The 13,219-nt window shown below is 38.3% G+C and carries 13 protein-coding genes; all 13 read left to right on the top strand.

The features are described from left to right. Positions 1-120 precede the first annotated feature (120 nt). The 13 genes from KQI83_RS00580 to trmD all read left to right on the top strand — a co-directional run bounded on the left by KQI83_RS00580 (position 121) and on the right by trmD (position 13,133). A complete protein-coding gene (locus KQI83_RS00580) occupies positions 121-771 on the top strand; it encodes a YesL family protein (RefSeq protein WP_216553916.1) in 651 nt (216 codons plus the stop codon). A gap of 119 nt (positions 772-890) precedes the next feature. Next, the gene (plsX, locus tag KQI83_RS00575; RefSeq protein ID WP_216554311.1) at positions 891-1,904 is read left to right on the top strand and encodes a phosphate acyltransferase PlsX; all 1,014 of its coding nucleotides are present in this window, start codon (positions 891-893) and stop codon (positions 1,902-1,904) included. Between the two features lie 12 nt (positions 1,905-1,916). Further along, entirely contained in the window at positions 1,917-2,147 is a 231-nt protein-coding gene (gene acpP, locus KQI83_RS00570; RefSeq protein WP_075718656.1) for an acyl carrier protein, read from the top strand. Between the two features lie 120 nt (positions 2,148-2,267). Continuing rightward, a complete protein-coding gene (gene rnc, locus KQI83_RS00565) occupies positions 2,268-2,963 on the top strand; it encodes a ribonuclease III (RefSeq protein ID WP_216553915.1) in 696 nt (231 codons plus the stop codon). Between the two features lie 12 nt (positions 2,964-2,975). After that, positions 2,976-6,536 carry a chromosome segregation protein SMC gene (smc, locus tag KQI83_RS00560; protein WP_216553914.1) on the top strand — a complete coding sequence of 1,187 codons (3,561 nt, stop codon included), beginning with the start codon at positions 2,976-2,978 and terminating at the stop codon, positions 6,534-6,536. Positions 6,537-6,549: 13 nt separating this feature from the next. Then, entirely contained in the window at positions 6,550-7,488 is a 939-nt protein-coding gene (gene ftsY, locus KQI83_RS00555) for a signal recognition particle-docking protein FtsY (protein WP_216553913.1), read from the top strand. A gap of 25 nt (positions 7,489-7,513) precedes the next feature. Then, positions 7,514-8,725 carry a threonine ammonia-lyase gene (gene ilvA, locus KQI83_RS00550; protein WP_216554309.1) on the top strand — a complete coding sequence of 404 codons (1,212 nt, stop codon included), beginning with the start codon at positions 7,514-7,516 and terminating at the stop codon, positions 8,723-8,725. Positions 8,726-8,815: 90 nt separating this feature from the next. Next, positions 8,816-9,160 carry a YlxM family DNA-binding protein gene (gene ylxM, locus KQI83_RS00545; protein WP_253295443.1) on the top strand — a complete coding sequence of 115 codons (345 nt, stop codon included), beginning with the start codon at positions 8,816-8,818 and terminating at the stop codon, positions 9,158-9,160. A 1-nt stretch (position 9,161) separates the two neighbouring features. Further along, entirely contained in the window at positions 9,162-10,517 is a 1,356-nt protein-coding gene (gene ffh / locus KQI83_RS00540) for a signal recognition particle protein (RefSeq protein ID WP_216553911.1), read from the top strand. Positions 10,518-10,582: 65 nt separating this feature from the next. Continuing rightward, positions 10,583-10,825: a 30S ribosomal protein S16 gene (gene rpsP, locus KQI83_RS00535; protein WP_216553910.1), complete on the top strand. Its 243-nt coding sequence runs from the start codon at positions 10,583-10,585 to the stop codon at positions 10,823-10,825. A gap of 18 nt (positions 10,826-10,843) precedes the next feature. After that, positions 10,844-11,074 carry a KH domain-containing protein gene (locus KQI83_RS00530; protein WP_216553909.1) on the top strand — a complete coding sequence of 77 codons (231 nt, stop codon included), beginning with the start codon at positions 10,844-10,846 and terminating at the stop codon, positions 11,072-11,074. A gap of 86 nt (positions 11,075-11,160) precedes the next feature. Next, positions 11,161-11,676, top strand: coding sequence for a ribosome maturation factor RimM (gene rimM, locus KQI83_RS00525; protein WP_216554307.1), 516 nt, complete (start codon positions 11,161-11,163; stop codon positions 11,674-11,676). Positions 11,677-11,684: 8 nt separating this feature from the next. Next, positions 11,685-13,133 carry a tRNA (guanosine(37)-N1)-methyltransferase TrmD gene (gene trmD / locus KQI83_RS00520; protein ID WP_216553908.1) on the top strand — a complete coding sequence of 483 codons (1,449 nt, stop codon included), beginning with the start codon at positions 11,685-11,687 and terminating at the stop codon, positions 13,131-13,133. Positions 13,134-13,219 lie beyond the last annotated feature (86 nt).

Below are 13,219 nucleotides of genomic sequence, written 5' to 3'. Positions count from 1 at the left end.
AATAACGGTTCTTTTTGTATATAAGTTAGTTTATAAAACTTTCATAAAATGATACATTGACTTTTGAGAGCAGATAGTAGACAATATGTAATAGATTTCACATAAGAAAGGAAGAATAAAATGGGAATATTTGATGTAGATGGTGGAATCATGAAAACGTTGGGAAAAATAACAGACATCATATGCCTGAGCGTATTTTTTGTTATTTGCTCCCTCCCAATATTTACCATGGGTACAGCAGCAACTGCATTATACTATACGGTAAATAAGGTAATCCGAAATGAAAGAGGTTATATTTTCAGGGAATATGTGTCAGCGTTTAAAAGTAATTTTAAGCAGACCACACCGATTTGGTTGTTAGTGATTGTAATATCATTAGTGCTTGGATTTGATAGCTATGTTATGCGCCAAATGGGACAAAATGGAAGTAAGCTGGGAGCATTTGGGGTTGTATTTATCATAATGGGATTGTTTTTGTTGGCATGGGCATTATATCTATTTGCTTATATGGCAAGATTTGAAAACACAAGAAAGCAGTCGATGAAAAATGCACTTTTAATTGCATTGGTAAATCTTCCGTGGACAGCAGTAATAATTATATTAGCACTTGCTTGTATGTCCTTACTATATATACTTCCGATTTCATTGATTTTTGTACCCGGTGTATTTACACTATTAGAATCGTTTATTTTAGAAAAGATTTTCTGGAAGTATATGAGTGAAGAAGATAGAGAAGCCGAGCTTGAAAGAAAGCGGGAATGTAAAAACTAATTTTTTGTATTGATTTCTCCATATAGTTATAGTATATTCATTAGTAGGCATCCGTTGAAAAGGAAAATAATTCAAAAATTCTTTTTCAGGGACCGTAAGGAGGAAGTTTCATGCAGGAAATGATAAAGGTAGCAGTAGATGCCATGGGTGGAGATAATGCACCAGCAGAAATTGTAAAGGGCGCTATTGATGCTGTTACACAGCGTCCGGACATCAAGGTATACCTTGTGGGTCAACAGGATGTAGTGAAGGAAGAGCTGGCAAAAAATTCCTATGCAGGTTCTCAGATTGAGGTTGTTCATGCGGATGAAGTAATTGAGACGGCAGAACCCCCGGTTATGGCAATTCGTAAGAAAAAACAGTCATCAATTGTAATCGGGATGAATATGGTAAAACATCAGGAGGCTGACGCTTTTGTATCAGCAGGAAGTTCCGGTGCAATATTGGTAGGCGGACAAGTCATTGTAGGAAGAATCAAAGGTGTAGAAAGACCACCATTAGCTCCACTTATTCCTACCGAGAAAGGCGTGTCATTGCTGATTGACTGTGGAGCAAATGTAGATGCAAGAGCATCTCATTTAGTACAGTTTGCCAAGATGGGTTCCATTTACATGGAAAATGTTATGGGTGTGAAGAATCCAAAGGTTGCGATTGTTAACATTGGAGCAGAAGAAGAGAAGGGAAATGCACTGGTAAAAGAGACTTTTCCATTACTTAAGAACTGCCCGGATATTAACTTTGTAGGAAGCATTGAGGCAAGAGAAATCCCACACGGAGAAGCAGACGTTATTGTTTGTGAGGCATTTGTAGGAAATGTAATCCTTAAGCTTTATGAAGGTGTAGGAGCAACCCTGATTAGTAAAGTAAAACAGGGAATGATGACCAGCCTGAGAAGTAAGATAGGAGCATTGTTAGTAAAGCCGGCATTGAAAAAGACATTAAAGTCGTTTGATGCATCCGAGTATGGTGGAGCACCGTTATTAGGCTTGAATGGACTTGTGGTAAAAACTCACGGAAGTTCAAAAGCAAAAGAGGTATCTACCTCTATTATTCAATGTGTTACCTTCAAGGAACAGCAAATTAATGAAAAAATAAGAAAGAATATTGGAATATCTCCCATGGAAGAGGAGTAGAAAGGAATTATCATGGAATTTGAAAAGTTAAAGAAAATCATTGCGGAAGTATTAAATGTAGACGTAGAAGAAATTACAATGGACACTACATTTGTAGATGATTTAGGAGCAGATTCTCTGGATATTTTCCAGATTATCATGGGATTAGAAGAAGAATTTGATATTGAAATCGCAAACGAAGAAGCAGAAAAAATCGTTACTGTTGGTGATGCAGTAGAACAGATTAAGAATGCAATGAACTAAGGCGTATTTAATTGTATACGGACAAAGAGGAACAAGGGTGTCTGAGAAGATGCAGAGTAGCATTTTTTCAGGCTACCCTTTTCGTCATATATTAAGACCATATACATAGGAAGGAGAAAAATGAGTTTACAAAAGGAATTTGAAACCCGCATAGGATATGAATTTTCCAATCAAAAATTGTTGCAGCAGGCATTAACACATAGTTCTTATGCAAACGAACATCATATGGGAAAACAGGCGGATAATGAACGATTAGAATTTTTAGGAGATGCAGTGTTAGAAATTGTAAGTAGTGATTTCTTATTTCACAAGTATCCCAAATATCCGGAAGGAGAATTGACCAGATTACGAGCAAGTATGGTATGTGAGCCAACACTGGCATTTTGTACCAGAGATTTGGAATTAGGAAAGTACCTTTTACTAGGAAAAGGAGAGGACTTAACAGGTGGAAGAGAGAGAAAGTCTATTCTTTCTGATGCATTAGAAGCAGTGATAGGAGCGATATATTTAGATGGTGGTTTTGCTAGTGCAAAAGAGTTTATTGACCGTTTTATTTTAAATGACATCGAACATAAGAAGCTCTTTTTCGATAGCAAGACTATCCTGCAAGAGGTAGTGCAGGCAAAAGCAGAAGGCGAATTAAGCTATCAACTGATTCGGGAAGAGGGTCCGGATCATGATAAGAAATTTATTGTGGAAGCTCGAATTGGTGCAAAGACCTATGGACAGGGAACAGGCAGAACCAAGAAAGGGGCAGAACAGGAAGCTGCTTATCATACACTTTTGGAGTTAAAAAAGCAGGAAAGTAGTTCCTAAACAGGAGGAGTTATGTATTTAAAAAGTATAGAGGTGCATGGATTTAAGTCCTTTGCCAATAAAATCGTGTTTGAGTTCCACAATGGAATCACAGGTATTGTAGGACCAAACGGAAGTGGAAAGAGTAATGTAGCAGATGCAGTACGTTGGGTATTGGGTGAACAAAGAGCAAAGCAGTTGCGTGGTGCAAGTATGCAGGATGTTATTTTCTCCGGTACAGAGAACCGTAAGCCCTTAAGTTATGCATATGTGGCGATTACATTGGACAATGCGGATCGTTCTTTAAACATTGATTATAATGAAGTTACTGTTGCCAGAAGAGTGTATCGTTCCGGAGAAAGTGAATATTTGATTAATGGAACTGCATGTAGATTAAAAGACGTAAATGAACTTTTTTATGATACGGGAATTGGTAAAGAAGGATATTCCATTATCGGTCAGGGTCAGATTGAACGTATCTTAAGCGGTAAGCCGGAAGAACGTCGAGAATTATTTGATGAAGCGGCTGGAATTGTAAAGTATAAGCGAAGAAAAGCCACAGCACAGAAAAAGTTAGAAGATGAGCGACAGAATCTGGTGCGTGTGAATGATATTTTATCAGAATTGGAAAAACAGGTAGGACCGCTGGAACGTCAGTCTGAAAAGGCAAAGATTTACTTAAAGAAAAAAGAAGAATTAAAGACATATGATGTAAATATGTTTTTAATGGAAATGGAACGAATGGAGACACAATTAAAGACCGTGGAAGAAAACATGGAAATTGTGGGAAAAGATTTGGAAGAGTCCAATCGTTCTTATACCAATATTAAGGCAGAATATGAACAGATGGAGCAGGATATGGAAGCCGCAGATGCTCAGATTACCGCCTTAAGAGAAGAACTTGGCAATACGACTGTTTTAAAAGGAAAGTTAGAAGGTCAGATTAACGTCCTAAAAGAACAGATTCACACAGCAGAGCAGAGTGAAGAACATTTTCGTACCAGACAGGAAGCCATTAATCAGGATAAAGAACAGCGTCTGGAGCAAAAGGCGGCTTACGAAGAAGAAAAAAAAGAAATGGATGCTCAGATGCAGCACATGGCAGAAGAAAAAGCCAGGGTTATGGAGCATTTCCAAAAGATTCAAAGTGAAATTGAACGTTGTACCAGAGGAATGGAAGACGGCAAAAATGAGATTATTGAACTGTTGAATCATAAGGCATCTACAAAGGCAAGACAGCAGCGATATGATACCATGCAAGAGCAGGTAAATATCCGAAAGGCACAGTTAAGTAAACGTCTGTTAGAGCAAAAAAGTGAAGAAGAAGAGTTAGAGGCAGTTGTAGAAGAGTGCCAGAAACGTTACGAAGAAGCAAAGGCAGAATATACCAAGCTTATCGAAGAAGAACAAAAGCTGGAGAATAATCGAAAAAATTGGCAAATCAAGGAAGAAGAAGTAAAACATGCTTTGGAACAGGATACAGCCCGTTATCACAGAGAACAGTCCAGATTAGAATCTTTGGTAAATATTGCAGAGCGTTATGACGGATATGGCAATTCTATTCGTCGTGTTATGGAACAAAAGGATAGGGAAAAAGGAATCCTTGGAGTTGTTGCAGACATCATTAAGGTGGAAAAGAAGTACGAAACAGCTATTGAAACAGCCTTAGGTGGAAGTATTCAAAATATCGTTACCAATGATGAAGACACAGCAAAACGAATGATTCAGTATTTGAAACAGAATCGTTACGGAAGAGCTACATTCCTTCCATTAACCAGTGTAGGAAAGAAACAGCCGCAAATTAACGAACAGGCATTAAAAGAGCAGGGTGTGATTGGAATCGGAAGTGAACTGGTGCAGGCAGAGAGCCGGTATCAGGGATTGAAAACACATTTGCTGGGAAGAACATATGTGGTAGATACCATTGACCACGCAGTTGCATTGGCAAGAAAATATCAATATTCTCTTAGAATTGTAACATTAGAAGGTGAATCCTTAAGTCCGGGCGGTTCCATGACTGGTGGTGCATTTAAAAATACCAGTAATCTGTTAGGACGAAAGAGAGAAATTGAAGAACTGGAAAAAACAGTTGCACAGCTTAAGGAAAACTTAACCAAATATCGTGCACGAATGGAAGAAATCACAACAGCAAGAGAACTGTTGAAAGAAGACTTAGAACAGTTACGGGAAGACTTGAAACAAGCCATGTTAAATTCCAATACAGCCAAACTTAACATGGAACGTGCCAAGGAACAAAAAGAGGAGAATACCAGCCAGTATGGTGGTTTAATTCAGGAAAGCAGAGAAATTGAACAGCAGTTGGCAGAAATTACACAGAATCGTCAACAGATTCAAGAAGAAATATCACAGGCAGATACAAGAGAAAAAGAAATTGAAGAAGAAAACAGCAACTTCCAAAAGCTGTTAGAAGAACAGAATAAATTAGCAGAAGACAGTCAAAAAGAAGTATCCAGAGTGCAGTTGGAAGAGGCTAATCTGGTACAAAAAGCAGAATTTATTCAGGAAAATATTTCTCGTGTACAGACAGAACTGCGAAAACTGGAAGAAGAATTACATCAGGCAGAGCAGGAAAAGCTGGATTCTCAAGCAGATGTGGATAAGAAATATCATGATATTGAAGAAATCAAAAAGACCATGGAAGCATCAGATTTCACACATGGAGAATTAGAACAGAAACTTTCTGATAAGCAAAAAGAAAAAGAGGAAATGTCCGTCAAGTACAAAGGATTTTTCCAGAAACAAGAGGAATTGTCAAAACATATCAATGATTTGGACAAGGAATCCTTCCGATTGAACAGTCAGAAAGAAAAGTTCAATGAATCCATAGAGAATCAGACCAACTATATGTGGGAGGAATATGAATTAACACGCCATCATGCATTAGAGTTACGGAATGAGGAATATGACAATCCGACAGAAATGAAAAAGCAGATTGCGCAGATAAAAGACGATATCCGAAAATTGGGTGATGTGAATGTAAATGCCATTGAGGATTACAAGAATCTGTCCGAGCGATATACGTTTATGAAAACGCAGCATGATGATTTGGTAACAGCAGAACAGACCTTATTGGATATTATCGAAGAATTAGATACCGGAATGCGTAAGCAGTTCATGGAAAAGTTCCAGGAGATTCAGGTAGAGTTTGATAAAGTATTCAAAGAGCTGTTTGGTGGAGGAAAAGGTTCCTTAGAGCTGGTAGAAGGCGAGGATATCTTAGAGTGTGGTATTCGTATCATTGCCCAGCCACCAGGAAAAAAATTGCAGAACATGATGCAGCTTTCCGGTGGAGAGAAGTCCTTAACCGCCATATCTTTATTGTTTGCAATCCAGAACCTGAAGCCATCCCCATTCTGTTTATTAGACGAGATTGAGGCGGCATTGGATGATTCCAATGTAGGACGATTTGCAAATTATTTACATAAACTTACAAAGAATACTCAGTTCATTGTCATTACACATAGACGAGGAACCATGGCAGCAGCAGACCGTTTATATGGTATTACTATGCAGGAAAAGGGTATTTCCACATTAGTTTCTGTAAATTTGATAGAAGAAGAATTGGACAAGTAGAGAGGTAGCAAGAATGAGTGAAGAAAAGCAGGGATTTTTTAGTCGTCTGGTAAAAGGATTGACAAAAACCAGAGACAACATTGTATCTGGAATCGATGCAATTTTCAGCGGATTTTCCAGTATTGATGATGATTTCTATGAAGAAATCGAAGAGATTCTCATTATGGGAGATATTGGAGTAGATGCCACCATGAAGATTATTGAGAATCTGAAGGCAAAAGTAAAGGAAGAACATATCAAAGAACCAGCCGAATGCAAAGAACTTTTGATTCGTAGTATCAAAGAGCAGATGGATGTAGGGGAAACGGCATACCGTTTTGAAGAAGAAAAATCTGTGGTACTGGTAATTGGTGTAAATGGAGTAGGAAAGACAACCTCCATTGGAAAATTAGCAGGTAAGCTGAAAAGCCAAGGGAAAAAAGTTGTGTTAGCAGCGGCGGATACGTTTCGTGCAGCAGCAGGAGAGCAGTTATCAGAATGGGCAAATCGTGCAGGGGTAGACATGATTGGCGGTCAGGAAGGTGCTGATCCGGGAGCAATCGTATATGATGCAGTTGCAGCAGCAAAAGCAAGAAATGCAGATGTACTTCTTTGCGATACTGCCGGAAGGCTTCATAACAAGAAAAACCTGATGGAAGAATTAAAGAAAATTCATCGTATTTTAGAAAAAGAATATCCGGAGGCTTATCGTGAAACTTTAGTAGTTTTAGATGGAACTACGGGACAGAATGCCTTAGCACAGGCGAGACAGTTTTCCGAGGTAGCAGATATAACAGGAATTATTCTTACTAAAATGGATGGAACAGCCAAAGGTGGAATTGCGGTAGCAATTCAATCTGAACTGGGAATTCCGGTAAAATATATTGGTGTAGGCGAAACCATTGATGATTTACAGAAATTTGATTCAGAGCAATTTGTAAATGCATTGTTTGCAGTAAACGACACAGAATAAGAAAACGAGGGATTGAAAAATGGATATGTTGACATTAGAAAAATTTGAAGAAGCAAGTAAAATCGTAAAAGAAGTTACATTAGAGACAAAACTGGTATATAGTGATTTTTTAAGTGGACAGACTGGAAATAAAGTATATTTAAAGCCGGAAAATATGCAGTTTACCGGAGCTTATAAGGTAAGAGGTGCCTATTATAAAATCAGCACTTTAAGTCAGGAAGAAAGAGAAAAAGGTTTAATTACTGCATCCGCAGGAAATCATGCACAGGGAGTTGCATATGCTGCAAAATGTTTTGGAGTAAAAGCAACTATTGTAATGCCTACTACTACACCACTGATTAAAGTAAATCGTACGAAGGGTTATGGTGCCGATGTAGTTTTATATGGAGATGTATACGATGAAGCATGCCAAAAGGCATATGAGTTAGCGGATGAACATGGATACACCTTTATTCATCCCTTTGACGATTTGGCAGTAGCAACCGGTCAGGGAACCATTGCCATGGAAATCTTCAAAGAACTTCCGTTAGTAGAGTATATTTTAGTACCAATCGGAGGAGGCGGACTTGCAACAGGTGTATCAACCCTTGCAAAAATGTTAAATCCAAAGATAAAAGTAATCGGTGTGGAGCCGGCAGGAGCAAATTGTATGCAGGCATCCTTTGAAGCAGGAAAAGTAGTAACATTACCAAAGGTAAATACAATTGCAGATGGTACCGCAGTAAAAACACCGGGACAAAATATTTTCCCATATATCCGTGAAAATTTAGATGATATTATCACAGTAACAGATGATGAGTTAATCGTAGCATTTTTGGATATGGTAGAAAATCATAAGATGATTGTAGAAAATTCCGGATTATTGACAGTGGCAGCACTTCGTCATTTAGATGTAAAAGATAAGCGCGTTGTATCTATTTTGAGTGGTGGAAATATGGACGTAATTACGATGTCATCCGTAGTTCAGCAGGGACTTATTTTCCGTGACCGTATCTTTACCGTGTCTGTATTATTACCGGATAAGCCAGGGGAATTAAGTAAGGTTGCCAATACCATTGCCAAGGTACAGGGAAATGTTATCAAGTTAGAGCATAATCAATTTGTTTCCACAAACCGTAATGCAGCAGTGGAACTTCGCATTACCTTAGAAGCATTTGGAACAGAACATAAAAAGCAGATAATGGATGCTTTAGAAGCAGATGGCTATCAGCCAAAACTGGTGAGAACTAATTTATAATTTTATCGTTACTTGCAGAAAAAAGAAGGTGTCAAGAAAAAATACTTGACACCTTTCTCTTTTTCGTGTATGATAGCTAAGGTGATTGTAATGGAAAAGAAAGTAATGCAGACATTTCTCTATGATTTTTATGGAGAATTGCTGACAGAACACCAGCAGAATATATATGAAGATTTTGTATTGAATGATTTATCCTTAAGTGAAATCGCAGAAGAGGCGGGAATCAGCCGACAGGGCGTACATGATTTGGTGAAGCGTTGTGACAAGCTTTTAGAAGGATATGAGGAAAAGTTACATCTGCTGGAACGATTTATGAAGACAAAAGAGAAGATTACACAGATTCGTACATTGACGCGCAATTACCAGAATCAGAATGAAGCAGAGATTATGGAACAGATAGAAGATATTTCCAATGAAATATTAGAGGAGTTATAAAATGGCATTTGATAGCTTATCTGAAAAATTACAAAATGTATTCAAGTCCCTGCGTAGTAAGGGAAGATTGACAGAGGATGATGTGAAGGCAGCACTGAAGGAAGTAAAGCTTGCATTGTTAGAGGCAGATGTCAATTTTAAAGTTGTAAAACAGTTTATCAAGTCTGTACAGGAAAGAGCCATCGGACAGGATGTTATGAATGGTTTGAACCCGGGACAGATGGTAATTAAGATTGTAAATGAAGAATTGGTAACCCTTATGGGTTCCGAAACTACCGAGATTGCATTGAATCCGGGGCAGGAAATAACCGTTATTATGATGGTAGGTCTTCAGGGTGCTGGTAAGACTACTACCACAGCGAAGATTGCCGGAAAGTTGAAACAAAAGGGTAAGAAGCCTTTATTAGTAGCTTGTGATATTTACCGTCCGGCGGCGATTCAACAGTTACAGATTAACGGTGAGAAACAAGGCGTTGAAGTATTCTCTATGGGAGACGGTCATAAGCCTGTAAATATTGCCAAAGCAGCAATTGAACATGCTAAAGGCAATGGACATAATGTGGTGATTTTAGATACCGCCGGTCGTCTTCACATTGATGAAGAAATGATGCAGGAACTTCAAGAGATAAAGGAGAATGTTGAAGTACATCAGACCATATTGGTGGTAGATGCCATGACAGGTCAGGATGCAGTCAATGTAGCAACCAACTTTAATGAGAAGATTGGAATTGACGGTGTTGTTTTGACGAAGTTAGATGGTGATACCAGAGGTGGTGCAGCATTATCTATCCGTTCTGTTACCGGAAAGCCAATTTTGTATGTTGGTATGGGTGAGAAGTTATCTGACTTAGAGCAGTTTTATCCGGATCGTATGGCGAGCCGAATTCTTGGCATGGGTGATGTTCTTACCATGATTGAGAAGGCTCAGGAAAATATAGATGAAGAAAAGGCAAAAGAGCTGGAACGTAAGATGAAAAAAGCCGAGTTTGGATTCGATGATTATTTAGAGTCCATGAACCAGATGAAAAAAATGGGTGGCTTATCCAGTGTGCTTAGTATGATGCCGGGAATTGGTGGTTCCCAGATAGCAGAAATCGAAAATGCCATGGATGAAAAGAAAATGGCACGAATTGAAGGAATTATATATTCCATGACACCAGCGGAAAGAGCCAATCCTTCCATTTTGAATCCAAGCAGAAAACGTAGAATTGCCAATGGTGCCGGAGTTGATATCAGCGAGGTAAATCGTTTGGTAAAACAGTTTGAACAGACTAGAAAAATGATGAAACAGATGCCGGGATTAATGGGTGGTAAAGGGAAAAAACGTGGCGGATTTAAATTGCCATTTGGTTTGTAAAGCAGGTAACAGAGTTTTCTCTGATTACAAAATAGAAGAAAATAACCCAAGGAGGTGAAAGTGTAATGGTAAAAATCAGATTAAGAAGAATGGGACAGAAAAAAGCTCCTTTCTATAGAATCGTTGTAGCTGATTCCAGATCTCCAAGAGATGGAAGATTCATCGAAGAAATCGGAACTTACGATCCAACAAAGGATCCAAGTGAATTTCATGTAAATGAAGAATTAGCAAAGAAATGGTTAGCAAGCGGTGCTCAGCCTACAGAAATGGTAGGAAAGATTTTCAAAGCAGCCGGTATCGAAAAATAAGATTCGTGAGGTGACGTAATGAAAGAATTAGTGGAAGTAATTGCGAAAGCTCTTGTGGATCATCCGGAAGAAGTCGTAGTTACAGAATCTGAGAACGAAAAGTCTATTGTTTTAGAATTACATGTTGCCCAGCCAGATATGGGAAAAGTAATTGGAAAGCAAGGACGCATTGCCAAAGCCATTCGTTCTGTTGTGAAAGCAGCAGCAACTAAGAGTGACAAAAAAGTAGTTGTAGATATTATACAATAAAGAGATAAAACCCCAGTCAGATAAAGTTGTTTAGACTGGGGTTTTGTTAAATGCAGAAAGAGATGTATCAGAGAAAAGGAGCAGATATGGAGGATTTACTGCAAGTTGGTGTAATTACCAATACCCATGGAGTTCGTGGTGAAGTAAAAGTATTTCCAACCACAGACGATGTAAAACGTTTTAAGAAATTAAAACAAGTGATTTTAGATACAGGAAAAGAACAGTTAGAGTTAGAAATCACACAGGTAAAATATTTTAAAAATCTTGTAATATTGAAATTTAAGGACATTGATAATATCAATGACGTTGAAAAATATAAAGGGAAAAGTTTATTTGTTACCAGAAAAAATGCAGTGAAATGTGAAAAAGATGAGTATTTTATTGCAGACTTAATTGATATGAAGGTAGTAACAGCACAAGGCGAAGAAATCGGGACTATTGCAGATGTGCTTCAGACAGGGGCGAATGATGTTTATGTCATCAAACGTCAAGGAAAAAAAGAATTGCTACTTCCTGCAATTAAAGAATGTATTTTAAAGGTAGATATGAAAGAACGAGTAATGCAGGTATTTGTAATGCCTGGATTAGATGATGAAGAGTAGGTGGCAGAATGAATTTTTATATACTGACGTTATTTCCGGAAATGGTGATGAACGGTTTAAATACCAGTATCATAGGGAGAGCGTCAAAGGCAGGTTATTTAAATATTGAAGCAATTGATATACGAGATTATGCCCGGAATAAACATCATAAAGTAGACGATTATCCTTATGGTGGAGGAGCAGGAATGTTAATGCAGGCACAACCGGTCTACGATGCATGGGATTCAGTGACAAAGAGAACAGGAAAAAAAGTTCGTACTGTTTATCTTACTCCCCAAGGAAGAAGGTTCGACCAACCACTTGTGAAAGAGCTTGCAAAAGAAGAAGATTTAATTTTGCTTTGCGGACATTATGAGGGAATTGATGAACGAGTGTTAGAAGAAGTAGTTACCGACTATGTTTCTATCGGAGACTATGTATTGACCGGTGGAGAACTGGGTGCAATGGTAATGGTAGATGCCATTTCCCGTATGGTACCCGGTGTATTAAAAAATGAATTTTCCGGGGTAACAGAGTCATTAGAAGGCAATCTACTAGAATATCCCCAGTATAGTCGTCCGGAAGTATGGCAGGGAAAACAAGTGCCGGAAGTATTATTATCAGGCAATCAGAAAAACATAGATGCCTGGCGGTTAGAACAATCGATAGAAAGAACAAAAGAACGCAGACCGGATTTATATCAAAAATATGAAGAAATGCAGGAATGCAGGGAATTGCTTCGTCAGCAAAAGTTATTGCATATGGATATGACGGAACTCATAGACCGGGGACAAGCAGAATTGCTTTATGTCCAAGGGAAAAATGTATGCTTGCGGGATACGGTAAGCGGAATTGTGTTTTTATCAGTAGATGATGCGAAAAGCGGAAAAGAAATGGTAGAAACAGTAATCGTTAGGGAAAAACCGGAGTTATTAGTAATACATCAGGAATATATGGTTTCCGTCATAGAACAGATGCTGCAAGGAGAGGTGTTTGTAGCCTGTCAGCAGTTCGTCTATACGAAACGGGAAAAGCTTCCAATCACTGGATTGTATCGACTGGACGGAAAAAGCGAAGAACATCAGATAGAGATTCGCAAATTAGGCATGCAACACATGGAAATTGCAAACAAGCATTATGGTATGATGGATGACCCAGGATATATCCAAGGGCGAATTGAAGCAGGTAAAATGTTTGGAGCTTTTTATGGAGAAACACTTGCAGGATTTATCGGATTACATGAAGAGGGAAGTCTTGGAATGTTAGAAGTATTGCCGGAGTATCGTGGAAGACATATTGGGAAAGCACTGGAAACATATCTGATTAACGATTGTCTGGAACACGGTTTTACTCCGTTTACACAGGTAGTAGAAGGAAATGAAATATCCATGAAATTACAGGAATCTTTAGGACTTTGTAAGGCAAAGCAAAAGGTGTATTTTATGGAAAAAATGCTTTACAACACAAGTGATTTATGATAAACTGTAACAGTTGTGAATAAACACGATGGTCCTCTGATACGAATAGGCGTATTAAGAACATCCAATATATAGGAGGTCACAAG

It is taken from the genome of Roseburia sp. MSJ-14 (genome assembly GCF_018918225.1).
Classification (GTDB): Bacteria; Bacillota; Clostridia; order Lachnospirales; family Lachnospiraceae; genus Petralouisia.
Note: the sequence above shows the minus strand (reverse complement) of the source record. Positions and strands in the feature narration are given on the sequence as shown.